Below are 14716 nucleotides of genomic sequence, written 5' to 3'. Positions count from 1 at the left end.
TATGGCGAGCATCTATTGAACGTTTTATTTCAAACACCAAAAATGATAGCCGTCGTCTTTGTGTACTGCGCCTTCAACTTCTTTTTCAAAGCCCGGAAAGCGTTTGCTCCAATCCTGCAGGGCGGTGATGTAACTCAGCCAAGGGCCGTCGAGTGGGCCGAGGTTTTCACCGGGCATGACAATGGGAATACCCGGTGGATAGGGCATGATGCCCACACCGGTAACGCGGTTGGCCGTTTGTACCAGCGGCAGTAACTCCGCCGCACCCGCTTGCAGTTGTTGAAACGCTTTGCGCGGCGTGCAGGCAATTTGTGGCAAGTTGCTAAATGCTTCGGCCTGTAATGCATCCATGTGGCTGGTGCGCATGTAGTTGAACATTTCGGTGGCCAAGTCTTGTAAACCCATGGCGCGGTAGCGGGCGGGGGCTAAATCCACCAAGTCTGGTAATACCTGCTCCAGCAGAGTGTTGTTGTCGTAGTGGCGTTTGAAGGCGAGCAGCACGTTGATCAAGGTGCCCCACTTGCCTTTGGTAATGCCGATGCTGAACAGGCAGAGCACCATAAAATCGGTGGTGCGCGAGGGAATAATATTGTTGCGATAAAGAAACGCGCTTAACACGGGGGCGGGAATGCCCACCGCTTCCATCTGCCCATCCAGCCCCATGCCCGGCACCATAATGCCGGCTTTCATCGGGTCGAGTAGGCACCAGTGTTTTTCCAGACCGCCAAAACCGTGCCAGGCCGCGCCTGGTTCCAGTACCCAGCAGCTTGGGTCAGTGGCCAGTTGTTCCGGGTCGGCATCGGCAAAAGCAACCCATTTTCCGCTTTGTGCGTCGCGAATTTCCGGTGAGTTCCAGGGCTGAAAAAACCAATCGCCTTTTTGCGCAAACTCCCGGTGCGCCCGTGCCAGCGCCTGACGGAAATCCACTGCTTCGCGAATTACATCCTGCGTCAGGCTATAGCCGCTGCTGCCCTCCATCATCGCGGCGCCAATTTCATTAGAGGCAAACAGCGTATAGAGCGGCGATGTTGTCGCCTGAATCACAAACGATTCATTAAAACGGCTGTGTTCGATAGGGTTGCGGCCATTGCGCACATGAATATAGGAGGATTGCGACAGCGCCGCGAGCAGCTTGTGAGTGGAGTGGGTGGCAAAAACAGTGGGCGCCGGTTCGGTGTGGTCGCGCGGGTCGCCACGCATGGCATAGCGGCCTTCGTACATAGGGTTGAAGCGCGCATAGCCATACCAGGCTTCATCAAAATGAATACGGTCTACCGACTGCGCGAGCACCGCCTCGGCGCGAGCGGCATCCAGGCACATGCCGTCGTAGGTACAGTTGGTGACTACGGCGTAGACGGGTTTGTCGCTGCTGGCCTGCGCGTGCAGCGGGTGCTGCTGAATCGCTTGGGCTACGGCATGGGGGTTGAACCTATCGGCCGGGATTGGCCCAATGATGCCGTAGCGATTGCGGGTGGGGGTGAAATACACCGGAATACCGCCTGACAATACCAGCCCCTGCTCAATAGATTTGTGGCAATTGCGATCGCACAGGGCAAACTGGTTTTCACCGACGCAGGCCATAAAAATGGCGCGATTGGAGCCGGAGGTGCCATTGAGTACCGCGTAGGATTCATGGGCACCAAATACCCGTGCGGCAAATTTTTCCGATGCCTCTACCGGGCCGGTATGGTCGAGCACCGAACCGAGGCTGCCGCGCTCTATGCCGCCATCGGTGCGAAATAAATTCTCGCCAAAAAAATCAAAAAATACCCGGCCTACTGCTGACTTGGTAAAAGCAATGCCGCCTTGGTGGCCGGGCGCTGCCCAGGAGTGTTCGTCTTTTTGGCTGTAGCGCAACAGGGCGTCGGTAAAGGGCGGTAAGAGGTTATCCAGGTAGCGATCCACTGCAGCCAGCGCACGGCCCACGATAAAGGGGGCAGTGTCCTCCAGTGTCCATACAAATTCATCGGCCAGCTCCATGGCTTCCACGGTCAGAGTTTGTTTAGCGGCGCGATCCGCCATTAAAAAGATGGGCACATTGGCGTTGCGTTGGCGAATGGTGCGCAGTAGCTCCATCACTTCAGCATGGCTCTCCGCTTCGTTGTCGCCCAGGGTCCAATCCACAAAAATGCAGTGAAAACCCGCATCCGAAATAATGGCTGCATGGCCGTCATCATAGGAGCGCGCTTGCACCAGCTCTACTTGCCGCTGTTGGAATTCGCTCACCAAATCATGCAAGGCACGGCCGCGCGTGCTATCCAAATTAGCCAGCTGATCTTCAACCACCAGCACATGGCGTTTAAAGGTTTTGTTGGTGCGACCGATCATAGCCAAACTCCTTTCATTCCAACGGCACTCAGATGATGTTCCTGTGTTGCGGCGGTGTTATCGCACATTCAGTGTCAGCACGTCGCCCGCCCTCTAAAAGTTGAGTGTGGATGAAAATTAACTTACTGCAATGAAACCGGCTGAAAAACTCTGGGGATTGTGGCTGTGCGTGGGCAAAAAAAAGCGGTGCCAAAAGGCACCGCTGCAAGGCGTGAACCCCTGAGGGGTTAGGCGTGGTTCACGTTAGTGGTGATTACCCTCGGGTTCGGCGATACCCAGCCAGGTAAATTTGTTGGGTACAAAATCCAACTGGATGCTATCTGTCACATTTAATGAATCCAGATCCACCTGTTTAATTTGGTTGGCGATTGGATCGCTCACATAAATATGGTGGCCCGGTGTGATTGCCAGTTCAAAGCGGCTGCCCGTGGGCAGGGCGGCGATGTTGCTGGTGATCACTTGCAGGCGATCCACCACGACCCAATCATGGGTGTGAATAACGGTCAGGCCGCCTTGGTTGTCCAAAATCACAAACAGTTCACCGGCATCGGCAAAACCATAGGCCAGTGCAGTGGGTGGTGTAGCAAGGCTGGTGTCCAACCAGTTAATGGCGGTGATGCTGGCGGCCGTTGTATCCAGTGCAAAAAATTGCCCTGCTGCTATGCCCACAAACTGCTCTAGCGCTTCATCGCCCAGCACTGTGCCAATGCGGGTAGTGCCGGTAAAACTGGTGGGGTTGGTAATTTTTGCGGCAGTAAAGTTGTCGCCATTTTGGGTGATAACTAACACACCGTCAGTGCAACCAAAGGCGATTTGATTTTCATTTTGTGCGCTGCCGTGCAAACCGGGGCAGGTTTCGGTAAATATTTCTTGCTCAGTAAATACACCTGCTTCTGCTTTATAAACTGCAACGCGATCGGGCAGTGTGCTTTCTGTTGCGGCATCGCGCACCGTGGAAATTAAATAATCACCGCGCCCTTGTGCAGCACCGTGCATGTGAGTGGTGTATTGCAAACGCGTGCCCGCCGTGTTGTTGGCGATATCGCTTTCGGTATACACAGCAACGCTCGCTGGTGTGGCAGTGGTGGCATTGCCATCGTAAAAAATAACCGATTGGGTGTGGTTGCCGGTGAAGTGGGTTGGGCGCGAACCATTCGCGTTAAAACTCATTTGCATCGGTGCTTCAATCACGTCGTCTTTATGGTCGCCGTGATCTTCTTGCGACAAGCCGCTGTCAATCACATTCACCAAATCCGCTGTGCGTTGAATAACATAACCGTAGCGATAACTTGGGCTGGCGTAAATCGCACTGGGCGCTTCGGTGAAGGTAAATTCCTCCAGCAATTGTTTTTCTTTAATGTCGATGATGCTGACTTTGGCTTGGTCTTTTGCGCTGATCAGCAAACGGCCTTGCGTCAGCTCATCGTCGTGATCATGGTCGTCGTCATGGTCATGATCGTCTTCGATGGGCACGGGTTCGCGCTCAACTATTTTAGTGTCGCTGCCACCACAGCCGCCCAACAAGGCGGCGATCATGATTAGCGTTAGGCTGGAAACGGCGTTCTTTTTCATCATTTAAATTGCCCTTTTAAATATTCATCTGTAAATAAAAACTAATGGTAAAAGCTGTCCCGTCACGCCCGCATTAGCGGGCATGCTTGAGTTCAAGCCAGTGGTTTAGGAAGCGTGAGCGCTAAAAACTACCGCTCACACCCAGCGCAAAGGAGCGTGCGGGCAGGGGAGCTTTGTCTTTAAGGAATGACGCATGGACGCGCGCGTATTCGTCGGTGAGGTTGTTACCTTTCACATAAATTTTTAAGCCGTCACTCAGCGCATAACTCACTTGCATATCCACCAGGGTGTAAGCGTCGGTAGTGGTTTCAAATGAATCGATGTTGTCCTGCTCAAAATAATGTTGGCTGCTTAATTCCGCGCGCCAGTTACCTACCTCATATTCTGCACGCACGCCCACACGCAGCGGTGGAATGCGCGGTAAATCGCCGCCGTCCACTAATTGCGCGCGAATGTAATCGCTAGTGAGGCTGAGCTTTAACGGCGCGGCTAATTGCCACACAAATTCGGTTTCAAAACCGTAGAGTTCGGCATCGCGCGCTTGATAAATAAACACCGGTAATTCGCTGCTGTGATCGTGCTCATCTTCCGCGCCATGATCGTGCGCATCACCACTTTCACGGGTTAAACCGGTGTCGGCGAGGTAATAATAATCGCCGATGCGGTTGTAAAAGGCGTTGAGGATAAAACCAAAATCGCCTTCAAATTTGCGCAGGGAAATATCGATATTGTTAGAGGTTTCCAATTCCAAATCGGAGCGCGCTAAATCAAAATGGAATTCGCCGTCTTCATCATTCACTAATTGCAACAGCGCACCCACTTCGTACAAACCGGAACCAATATGTGGGCCGAAGGATAATAATTCGGCAGCAGAGGGCGTGCGTTCGGCGTGAGTATAAGAAACACCGATGTTGTAACCGGGAGTGAAATCCCATACCACACCCGCTGATGCACTAAAAGGCGTTGCTTCCTGGTTGATGGAAAATACGCGCAGGTATTCTTCAGCGTCCTCATCTTCATCGGCGTGATCGTGTTCATTCAGATCAACCTGCAAATTATCCGCCGTAATTTTTACCTGCTCGATACGTGCACCGAGCTGCACTAACACATCGCCAAAGTGACGCTCTTCCATCAAACCGAGCGCGAGCGTTCCGGTTTCGCTCGGCGGTGTGAATGCCTCTTCACCAATCGCTTCAAAATCGCTGTGTTTGTAATGCAGGCTCAATGCGCCGCGCCATTCGGCAATCGGGTGATGGAATAATTCCCAGCGCGCTTCAGCGGTTTCATTGCGGAAGGTTGTTCCCACTTCACCGTTTTCGATTTCGCTGTGCTCGTAATCGGTAAAACCAAAACGTGTATTGCTGGCGCTAAAAAATTCGTGATCCAGATTCAACTCGCTCAAAAACTGCAGGCGATGTTGTTTCACATCGGCGTACACGTCCACTTCTTCGTCGCCACCGTGGCCATGACCGGGAATGCCGTATTGGCGATCCAACAAACCGTAGGACAGGCCAACAAATCCTTCATCCATTACCTGACTGACACCAGCATTAAAACCCTTGGCTTCGCTCCAGGAGTTGGCAAGGCGATCATCGCTGTGCTCGTCGTGGCCTTCTTCTTCATGCTCTTCGTGGGTTTCTACTTCTGCAGCACCGGGGATTTTGTAGTTATCCGCCTCGCGCCAGAAACCATCCAAATGCAAACCCATACTGCCCATGCCGGTATTACCACTGGCAGAGACGAGTTGGTCATCGGCGACGGAATCCTGTTGCAAGCGCCACTCACCAAAGGTATCGGTGCTTTGCGGAACGCGGTCATCCACCACATTCACTACCCCGCCGATCGCGCCACTGCCGTAAAACAACGTCGCCGGGCCGCGCAGAATTTCAATTTGGCGCGCGGTAGAGGCTTCCGCCGCGACTGCATGGTCGGGGCCAACACGGGAGGCATCGCCCGCATCCAAACCATTTTGGGTGACTAATACCCGTGGGCCTTCCAAGCCGCGAATAATCGGGCTGCTTGCCACCGGGCCGTAATAGCTGGAATGCACACCCACTTCATGCTTCAGGGTTTCACCCAGAGTAGATGCCTGACGCTCGCGCAACGTCTCGCCGCCGAGCACATTCACCGGCTGGGCCGATTCCATATTGGACGCATGCCAAGGCAGGCCCACCACATTCACAATTTCCAGCGTGGTGCTGGTGAGTACCAGCTCCACCGGGCCATCGCCTTCATGCACATGCAAGGTTCTGTGGGTGTAGTCGGGCGCACGCACATGCAGCTCGACGTGTTTATCCTTCACCTGCGGCAACTGAAACTCACCGCGCTCATTCGCGGTAGTACGGATTTTGGTACCCACCACCTCAATCGTCGCCCCCGCAATCGGCATCCCCGCCGGGTCACGCACCACACCTTCAACTTGCGCTAAGGCCGAACCACTCGCCGCCGCCAGCGCCAACCACAAAAGGGATTTGTTCATCGTCATAACATCCTCACCAACATCAGAAAGCCATCAACCCAGCGCGATATACCGAGTCTCTCAAATTTTGGGTGATGTTATACTATAACAATTTGATGAGGCAACCTTTTGTGCGTAGCCATAAAACCAAAAAGCCACCGCGAGGGTGGCTTTTTGGTTTTATTTACTGCAGCAGTGCTGATGTTAGAACTTAAACTTCACTCCCACATCGATAGTGCGTTCAGTACCCACGTAGATACCTTGGCGCAGGCTGGCGATGTAGTTTTCATCGGTCAGGTTTTTGGCGCTGGCGCTGATGCTCAGGTCTTTGCTGAATTCATAGATAGCATTCAAATCCACCAAGGTGTAGCTGTCGATTTGGCCGGTGAAGAAACCTGAGGTGCTTTCGGTGATCGGCTTGGTATTTTGCACGTCGGTGTATTGCTCACCGGTGTGGTGCAAGCTGATTGCGGTGCGCAGTTTGCCGGTTTTGTATTCCAGGCTCAGGTTGGTTACCCACTCAGGAACATAGGTCACACGGTTGCCATCGGGGGTGGTGATATTGCCGTTGGCATCGCGGCGTGCGCCGACAAATTCTGCATCCGGGATATAGGTGGCGCTTGAGTTCAGGCTAAAACCAGCACCCAAATCCCAGCCCAGTGCCGCTTCAAGACCTTGGTGCAGAGTTTCACCGCCATTGGTGCGTTGGAACTGGCTGTTGGAGTTGGCGGGGATGATCTGGTTGTCGAAATCCATGCGGAAGAAGGTTAACTCGTAGTTCACCTTGTCGCGCGCGCCGCGCAGGCCAGCCTCAACGTTGACTGAGCGCTCGGCATCCAACTTCTGGTCTTCCAAACCATTCAATGCATCGCCATTCAGTGCGGGTGAGAAGGCCTCATAAACACTGGCGAAACCTTGCAAGGCGCTGTTGATTTGGTAGGTGGCACCTAAACCGGGCAGCACTTCGGTGTTGGAGGTGTCCGCTTCGTTGTTGGTCGCGGCGCGTTTGTTTTTAGTGGTTTGCTCGTAACTTTCCACGCGCAGACCAGCAGTAACCGCTAACCGTTCAGTAACCACAAAACGGTTTTGCGCATACAGCGCCAGGCTATCGGCAGATTCAACCTGGTCTTTGTTGATGGTGCCGGTGCGCGGGGTAGCGCGAATAGCGGCGACAGTCACGTCATCCATGGATTCATTCATCAAACGCACACCAAATTCGGCTTCGTTGGCGATGCCAAACAATTGGTGTTGCAGCTTGAGGCGGCTATCTACACCAAAACGTTCAAAGCTGCGGTTGTTGCCGTTGAGTGTGTCCAGATAAACCCACTGACCAGCAGCGGCAGAAGCGGTGTTGTCCGTGTTGTAACGCCAGTAATCGCGATAGGTTTCGCTGCCAAATACCAAGGTGGTGAGTTTTGTGGTGGCGTTGATATCCCACTCGTGGTTGATATCTACACCACGGCGGCCGCTGATGAAGTAGTCGTCCGGTGCCGGGTTTTCGTCCACGCCATCCTTATATTGCTGCAGGAACACCCCGCGATAGGAAATATTAGCTTCGCTATCGTAATCGCTGATTTTCACTCCCAGCCATTGGTTATCGCCTATTGCCATGCCGGTTTTGATCATCACATCGGTCATGTCATAGCCTTTGTCCATAAAACCATCGCTGCTGGCATGGGTAATGAACGCGCCAAACTGGGCCTCTTGTGATGGGCTGGAGCCACCCACTTCCAGAGTCGCTTCGCGGCTATTAAAGGAGCCAGCGCGGGCTTCTAACTGCACGCCGTCTTCCGGTTGTTTGGTGATGTAGTTGATCACGCCACCGATGGTGCTGGGGCCGTAGCGCAATGAAGCAGCGCCTTTTAATACTTCAATGGTTTCCATGCGCTGGATACGCGGGTTGTAGTAGCGGCCATTGCCCACAAACAGGCCGGGTGCGATGGGCACGCCGTCTTCCAGGATCAGGGTTTTGTAATCGGCAGAGCTTAAGCCGCGAATACCAATATTGGCCACAATCGCGCTTTCTTCTTCGGGTTTAATCGCCACACCGGGTACGGAGCGGAGCGCTTCTTCGGTCGAGCGGGGTTGGCGCAGCTCTAATTCTTCTTCGGTGACAATCCCTACCGAACCGGGTTGACGCTCGGCATCGCCCAATTCCGTTCCTACCACTACCACTTTCGGCAGGGCTTTGGTTTCAGCAATAGCAGGCAATGACATAAAAGCACCGCCACTCAAGGCCAGCGCGATACCCATGGCCAATGGTTTTGGTAAAAATTTGACTGCGTGTGCAGCAGGCAGAGCAGAGTGACGCATGTGAAGTTCCTTCGGTTAACAGTGGGTTGCAATGGTATATGTGCTTCACGGCAAGTGATTATGGCAATCAAATACGCAAAGCATTATTTTTCAGATGCGGCACTATAGCAAACAGGAACTATTTACATCAAAAGTAAATTTAAACTTATGCAAACCAAGTGTCATTTAAGTCTTATTTGTATTATGTTCGATTTAAAAAAGCGCCCTAAGATTTTCTCATTGTTCCCTTGAGTCTCATTTGCCATGCTAAAAAATACAATAATTTCCCTTTTGTTACTCATGCCTATTACTGCCTGTGCAGGGCCACAAGAGCCCCAACCGGTTAATTTGATTGACGATAAATTAAGTCAATTTAACAATATTTATGACTATGGCAGTGCCCAGGTCAAAGCGGGTGAGTTGATTCTTAACTCTACCGACAATTGGTTTTTAACCACCAAAAAAACCTATAAGAATTTTATTCTGACGGCTGAAGTCTTGATGCCGGATGTGAGTGAATACAGTAATTCCGGCATCATGTTTCGCGGTCAGATCAAAACCGATAACAATCGTCAGCAAGCGATGGGTTATCAGGCCGAAGTGGACCCGAGCGAGCGCAAGTGGAGCGGCGGTTTGTATGATCAGGCGCGGCGTGAATGGTTGCATCCCGTACATGCAACACGCTCGTTCCCCGATGCTGATTTTGAAAAAAGTTACCTGGGCGCATGGACTACTGAAATGGCAAATGCCTATCGCCATTTGCAGTGGAACCAGTACCGCATTGAATGCCGCGGTAGTGATATTAAAATTTATCTCAACGGTGTGCTCACTACTCACGTCAAAGATAACAAAGACACCCAGGGTTTTATTGGCTTGCAGCACCACGGCAGTGAATTGCTGAAAACCACAGGCACCACCAATAACATCGTTCGCTTTCGCAATGTATTTATCACTGAACTGGAATAAATTTTGTCTACGTCAATAGATTTCAAAAAACCAAGAATAAATTTCAAAAAATCAAACGCACATCTGTTGATTTGTGCACTGCTGGGTTTATCAATAGTCAGCTGCAGTACAGATAATTTACATTCAGAAAAAAGCGCCGCGCCTGATGCCCAAAAAAACGAAGCAACAAAACCTGATGCAACAAAAAGCACGCCGGTAAGAAATCTCGGTGATCGCAATGGCGAGGATATGACGCCACCGATTGCGGCAGATGAAATTCCTCCCGCGCCGGTTTTAGCGGTGCCACAAGCATTGCAATCCATGCAGTTGCAGCCTGGTTTTGTCATAGAAAATGTTGCTGCCGAACCCCATGTTTTTAGCCCGGTAGCCATGAGTTTTGATGGCAACGGGCGTATGTGGGTGGCGGAGATGAATACCTTTATGCCGGATTTAGATGGCAATAATGAAGAAATCCCTAAAGGTAATATCGCCATCCTTGAGGATACAAACGGCGACGGTAAAGTTGATAAGCGCAAAGTATTTTTAAATGATTTGATTTTACCGCGCACCATTGTGTTGGTTAAAGGCGGTATTCTCTACGCGGATCAAACTCAATTGTATTTTGCCGAAGTTCTGGCAGGTGATAAATTGGGCGTGCGTGAAGTGGTTGATCCAACCTATGCCCAAGGCGGCAGTGTTGAGCACAAAGCCAATGGCATGTTGTTTGGGTTGGACAATTGGTACTACAACGCCAAAAGTGATCGCCGTTACAAAATATTGCCACTCGATAGTGAATTGCCTGCGGGTGCGGAAGAAATTTATCGCAACCGTTACTGGAAAATGGCGAGCGCCACGACTGAATATCGCGGCCAGTGGGGCATGAGCATGGATGACTATGGCCGCCTGTTTCACACCTGGAACAGTGCGCCAGCGCAGGGCGAATATTTGCGCCCTAATTCATTGAATAAAAACCCCGGTTTGGTGCAGGAAATAAAAGCGCAGAGCATTGGTGGCAACCAAATATATCCAGCGCGAATTAACCCGGGCGTGAACCGCGCTTATCTGCCGGAGACCCTGGTTGCTACAGGGCCAAATAAAGGCAAATTAATTAATTTCACTGCGGCAAGCGGCAGTGTGGTTTATCGCGGGGATCAATTTCCCGCTGAATTTTATGGCGTTGCTTTTACCCCGGAACCAGCGGCCAATTTAATCTCGGCCAGACGTATTATCGAGGAGCAAGGGCAATTTCGCGGCGAGGAGATTTATCCGCAAGGTGAAATTCTTGCCTCCACCGATGAACGATTCCGCCCGGTAAATTTATACACCGCACCCGATGGTTCACTTTATATTCTCGATATGTACCACGGTGTTATCCAGCATAAAGAATATTTAACCAGCTATTTGCGTGAGCAATCAGAAAGCCGGCAACTCCATAAACATAACAGCACGCTGGGGCGCATTTATCGCCTGCGTTGGGCTACTAACCCTTTGGCTCCCAAGCCACAATTGGAGGGTAAAACCACTGCGCAATTTGTTCCCTATTTGGCGCACGCCAATGGTTGGTATCGCGATACCGCCAGACGCTTGATCATCCAACAGAACGATAAAAGTGTGACTGAGGCGATTAGTCGCCTTGTGCAACAAAGCCGCGATCACCGCGCACAAATCAATGCACTCTGGACGCTGGAGGGATTAAATGCTGTTAATGCCAACAGCATCCGCGCCGGCTTGCATTCTTCTCACCCCAAGGTTCAAATTTCAGCAATCGCGTTGCTAATGCATTTGTCCAAAGCCGAGCAGCAACAATTTGCCCCGCGTTTGACAGAGCTGGCCAAGAGCGACTATGAAGTCGCCCTGCAAATTGCACTTAGCGCCGGTGAATTAAAAATCGATTCCAGTTTGGCGCTGATCAAAACCCTGTTGGCGAATTATGGCGATCAGCCGTTGATCAATCAGGCGGTAGTCAGTGGTATCGCGGGTCGCGAACAAGCGTTAAAAACATTGTTAGGCGCTGATGCCAGTCAGGAATTAATTGCGTTGTTGGATTTGGTGGGCAAACAAAAAATTATCGAAAGTAATTTCAACAAACTTGTTACCCAGCAGCAAAACCAATACTACCGTGGTCAGGCGTTATTTGACGGTGGCGCAGCCTGTTTTGGTTGCCACGGCAAACAAGGGCAGGGAATGGACGGCATGGCACCGCCACTGGCACAGAGTGAATGGGTTACCGGTGAGCCGGAGCGGTTAATCAAAATATTACTGCACGGTTTAAATGGCCCGATTACCGTAAATGGTGTGCATTACCAATTACCGATGATGATGCCGGGCTTGGGCGCTAATCCAAATTTCAGCGATCAGGACACTGCCGACATAGCCACCTACATTCGCAACAACTGGGGCAATGCCGCACAGGCAATCAGCGCTGATGAAGTCGCCAAGGTTCGTGCACAAACCGCAAACCGCAACCAACCCTATACGGCTAGTGAGTTGGGGCAGTAAGTTAGGTCAGTGAATGAGGCGATGAGGGAAGATCGGAAGTTAAAAACGAATGTGATCTAAAAAAACAAAAATCCCGCCGGGTCTAACGCCGGAACTGGCCCGGCGGGATTTTTTATTAGTATTGCCAACGAATCGTCGCGCTGATGTTGCGTGGTTCGGCGTAGTAAGCCTGACTGTATTCGAAGCTGGTCAGGTAGGTTTCGTCGGTGATATTGCTCAGGTTGAGTGATGCCGACCAGTTGTCGTTGAATTCGTAGCTGGCAAAGAGATCCACCAACGTCAATGCATCCTGCTCGATCACTGTGCCGCGCAGATAGGTATCTGAACGGTATTCCACAAAACTTCCCAACTTCAAACCTGGCGCAAATTGCGGGTAGTAATTGACGGTAAATTTGGCGGATTGTTTGGGCGTAAAGGTGCGCGAGACTTCGCCCTTGTTATCGTCGATAGTGAGGTTGGTGTAACCCAGCACCAGGTTGATTTGCTCGGTCAGTTCACCGGCGATTTCAAATTCAAAACCGCGCGATTCATAGTTATCGCCCTCGTAATAATTACCGGTTTCACCCTGGGTGGGGTCGGTATTAAAACCGGCAACTGTCGCCAAACCTTCTTGCGCCGTTTCAAACACCGCGAAACTGGTGTTGAGTTTGCCTTCAAAGAATTCGCCTTTTAAACCCACTTCTTTATTTACACCTGTCACCGGATCAAGGCGCTCGCCGGACAGCTTGCTCTCGCTTTGCGGGGTAAAAGTTTCGGTGTAGCTGGTGTAGAGCGTGAGTTGTTTGCTCAGGTCGTAAGTCAGGCCAGCGTAGGGCACCACTACATCATCTTTTTTACTCAGATTGGCGCCGTAGCTGACGCTGTCGCTTTCATAGCGCGCTGAACGGGCGCCGGTTAGCAGTTTCAAGTCGTCGCTCAAACTGAACTGGCCCGCCACGTAAACACCGGTTTGTTTGTCGCTGGTGATTTCACCATTGGGCATGTCGGCAAAGGTGGGGTATGGGGTATCGCCCGTCCATTCGGCCATATTGGTAATGGCCGGAAAACCGTTGCCGGTGGTGTAGTCATATAGAGCGTACTCATCCACCTCGTTGTCGGCTTGATTGAAACCCACTACCAATTTGTGGGTTAAGTCACCGGTTTTAAATTCGCCGCTGGTGGCGACATCAAAGAGTTTGATGTCAGTTTCGCGGTCAAATTTGCCCGCCCAGCCACCCAGGCCAGACATATCTTCATTGAGTGTGCCGTATACATAAAGCAGCTCTTGTGCGCCCTGGGTTTTGGTGCGGTTGTAGGTGGCTTTGGTATTCCAGCCGTTGGCCCAGGTGTGGTCCAGCTCCACAAAACTGCGGGTGTCTTTTACATCCCAATAAGCCCAGTCGGCCGAGCTGTTCATAGAGCGACGGAAGTTGGTGGGGCGACTGCTGCCATCATCGGCCAGATAAGTCAGGGTGAGGGCGCCCCACATAGGGCTGTCGGCTTCGCTTTTTTGGCGGCTGATACCGGCGGTGAGCAGGGTGTTCAGGCCCAAATCGGCCTCCACCACACCATAGGTGCTGCTCAGGTCTTTGTGGTAATCCTGCAAATAGGAGTCGCGGCTCTGTTCGCTTACCACCACACGGGCGCGAATGGGTTCTGCTACCTGGCCGGACACATCGGCTTGCAGGCGGGTGTCATCCCAGCGCGCCTGGGTCAGGCTGGCACTGGCTTGGGTTTCCGCCGTAGGGCGTTTACGGATCAGGTTGACGGTGGCTGCGGGGCTGCCTAAACCGCTCATCAAACCACTGGCGCCGCGCACTATTTCCACGCGGTCATAGGTGGCCATATCGATATCGCCTTCCAGCAAACCCCAGTGCAAGGGAATGCCTACGCCATCCATTTGGAAGTTGTTGATGTTAAAGCCGCGCGCTTCAAAGTAGGTGCGGTCGGTTTCCGAACGCTTCACGCTCACACCGGTTGCGGTATCGAGAGCTTCATTAATAGTGGTGATGTTCAAGTCTTCAATTTGTTGGCTGGTAATCACCGACACCGATTGCGGTGTCTCGCGGATGCTCAAATCCAGTTTGGTCGCGGTGCTCATGCTGCCGGTGGTATAGGCGTCGGTCTGTTCCGTGGTATTGCCCAGTGCGTCGGCTTCCACTTTTACGGTTTTGAGTTTGCCCGGTTGCTCTGCAGCAAAACTGGTAGCAGGTGCCAATAACAGGCTGGCGATAACACTGGCAAGCAGGGTTTTGGTGTGGGTCATGGTGTCTGGCTCTCGGGGCTGATGTAAATGACGCCATTTTATTCTCAAATGATAAATAATATCAATTGTAATATTGTTTTAAAGGGTAGTGATTTACATGATGTACCGCTGGCAGGAATTGATTGACTTGCATGGCGCGCGCCTTTACCTTGCGCGCCCGAGGTGTCTGATGGGTAATCGCTCTTTAACCAGAGCAAGCCAGGATCAGAGTCAATGGGAAGTCGGTGCGTATCGCCTGCGTTATTAACGGCGATGCAATCCCGACACTGCCCCCGCAACGGTGTATTTGCGCTGTGTTAATCCCGCGTGAATGAGTCCGATACCAGCCTCAAACCGGAGCATTTGCTCCTTTTTGTTCACGATGTCGCGGAGGGCAA

Annotated in this window: 7 protein-coding genes and 1 riboswitch; of the genes, 2 read left to right on the top strand and 5 right to left on the bottom strand. The window is 51.9% G+C overall.

All coding sequences use genetic code 11. From position 1 onward, the window contains the following. Positions 1–24: 24 nt before the first annotated feature. From D0B88_RS16430 to D0B88_RS16415, 4 genes are all read right to left on the bottom strand, one after another. The gene (locus D0B88_RS16430) at positions 25–2328 is read right to left on the bottom strand and encodes an Orn/Lys/Arg decarboxylase N-terminal domain-containing protein (RefSeq protein ID WP_151058499.1); all 2304 of its coding nucleotides are present in this window, start codon (positions 2326–2328) and stop codon (positions 25–27) included. Between the two features lie 243 nt (positions 2329–2571). Continuing rightward, positions 2572–3903 (bottom strand): 5-methyltetrahydrofolate--homocysteine methyltransferase, encoded by a 1332-nt coding sequence (locus tag D0B88_RS16425; protein WP_151058497.1) that lies wholly within the window; start codon positions 3901–3903, stop codon positions 2572–2574. Between the two features lie 118 nt (positions 3904–4021). After that, positions 4022–6379, bottom strand: a complete 2358-nt coding sequence (locus tag D0B88_RS16420) for a TonB-dependent receptor (protein WP_151058495.1) — start codon at positions 6377–6379, stop codon at positions 4022–4024. 183 nt (positions 6380–6562) lie between these two features. Beyond that, complete coding sequence (locus D0B88_RS16415) at positions 6563–8671, bottom strand: TonB-dependent receptor domain-containing protein (RefSeq protein ID WP_151058493.1); 2109 nt, start codon at positions 8669–8671, stop codon at positions 6563–6565. 279 nt (positions 8672–8950) lie between these two features. On the opposite strand from D0B88_RS16415, the gene D0B88_RS16410 reads away from it, so the two are divergent. Both D0B88_RS16410 and D0B88_RS16405 read left to right on the top strand, forming a co-directional pair. Further along, positions 8951–9616 carry a DUF1080 domain-containing protein gene (locus tag D0B88_RS16410; RefSeq protein WP_225318420.1) on the top strand — a complete coding sequence of 222 codons (666 nt, stop codon included), beginning with the start codon at positions 8951–8953 and terminating at the stop codon, positions 9614–9616. Between the two features lie 228 nt (positions 9617–9844). Next, positions 9845–12094, top strand: coding sequence for a PVC-type heme-binding CxxCH protein (locus tag D0B88_RS16405; protein WP_225318419.1), 2250 nt, complete (start codon positions 9845–9847; stop codon positions 12092–12094). A 115-nt stretch (positions 12095–12209) separates the two neighbouring features. Here the strand turns inward: D0B88_RS16405 and D0B88_RS16400 are convergent, their stop codons facing one another. Further along, a complete protein-coding gene (locus D0B88_RS16400; RefSeq protein ID WP_151058489.1) occupies positions 12210–14339 on the bottom strand; it encodes a TonB-dependent siderophore receptor in 2130 nt (709 codons plus the stop codon). A 143-nt stretch (positions 14340–14482) separates the two neighbouring features. Then, positions 14483–14685: riboswitch (cobalamin riboswitch) on the top strand. Positions 14686–14716: the final 31 nt, after the last annotated feature.

The organism is Cellvibrio sp. KY-YJ-3 (assembly GCF_008806955.1).
Taxonomy (GTDB): Bacteria; Pseudomonadota; Gammaproteobacteria; order Pseudomonadales; family Cellvibrionaceae; genus Cellvibrio.
Note: the sequence above shows the minus strand (reverse complement) of the source record. Positions and strands in the feature narration are given on the sequence as shown.